This is a genomic window from Mesorhizobium sp. M7A.F.Ca.MR.362.00.0.0, from assembly GCF_004023175.1.
Lineage (GTDB): Bacteria > Pseudomonadota > Alphaproteobacteria > Rhizobiales > Rhizobiaceae > Mesorhizobium.
In genome coordinates this window covers 1-1,126 of sequence record NZ_RZTF01000174.1, presented here as the reverse complement: position 1 = coordinate 1,126, position 1,126 = coordinate 1, and the positions used below count along the sequence as shown (strand labels likewise).

At 63.3% G+C, this 1,126-nt stretch carries 1 pseudogene; it reads left to right on the top strand.

The features are described 5' to 3' along the window. A pseudogene (locus EOC06_RS43010) lies at positions 1–1,030 on the top strand (thioredoxin domain-containing protein); the annotation flags it as partial. Between the last annotated feature and the right edge of the window lie 96 nt (positions 1,031–1,126).

Sequence of the window (1,126 nt, the reverse complement as noted above, 5' to 3'; positions counted from 1 at the left end):
GTTCTACACCTGGAGCCGAGAAGAGGTCGAAGCTGCCATCGGGGAAGATTCCACCTTGTTTTTCAAATACTTCACCCTCTCCAGCCCGCATAGCTGGGAAGGCAAGCCGGTCGTCCACCAAACCCTGTCCCAGCAATCGCACTATGTGATCGATCGCGCAGAGCTCGGCCCGCTCAAGGCGAAACTCCTCACCGTGCGGGAACAGCGGGTCAGGCCCGGTCTTGACGCAAAGACCCTCACCGACTGGAACGGCCAGATGATCGCAGCGCTTGCAGAGGCCGGCCGTTCGCTGGCGCGGCCTGACTGGACCGATGCGGCGGCAAAGGCCTTTGCCCACATCAGCACCGCCGGCCGCGACGGCCGTCTGCCGCATTCGATGCTCGGCGCCAGAAAACTATTCCCTGCTTTGTCCAGCGACTATGCCGCCATGGCCAACGCAGCGATCTCGCTGTTCGAGGCCACTGGGAATTGGAGCTATGTCGACCAGGCCGGCCAGTTCGTCGAACAGCTCGACCATTGGCACGCCGATACCGAAAAGACAGGTTACTACCTGACCGCCTCGGACAGCACCGACGTGCCGATCCGCATCCGCGGCGATGTCGACGAAGCGATTCCCTCCGCCACCGGCCAGATCATCGAGGCACTGGTCCGGCTGGCCTCCGTCACGGGCGATCTCGAGCTGCACGAGAAAGCCTGGGAGGTCGCCGAGCACGCCGCCGGCCGTGCCGCAAACCAGGCCTATGGCCAGGCCGGCATCGTCAACGCCTGCGCGCCGGCGATCGAGCCGCTCAAGCTGGTCATCGTCGATGCGCTTGACGATCCAAAGCTCGTTCCGGTTGCGAATCGAAGTCCGGACCCCCGCCGCGTCGACATTGTCGTGCCGATCGGTACGGGTACGAATCGACCCTTGCTGCCTGGCGGAATCCTGCCGCCGACCAACGAGGCGGGTGCATGGTTGTGTACTGGGCAGGTGTGTTTGCCGGTCGTGACGGATGCTGAAGAGTTGGAACGATTGTTGCGAGGGCTATAAGGGGCAACGCACTGCTTGATCAGCCCAAAATTGCGGCGCTGGCGCCGCCCCTCATTGCCCTGCCGGGCATTTCTCCCCGTATAGGGACCGGGAGAA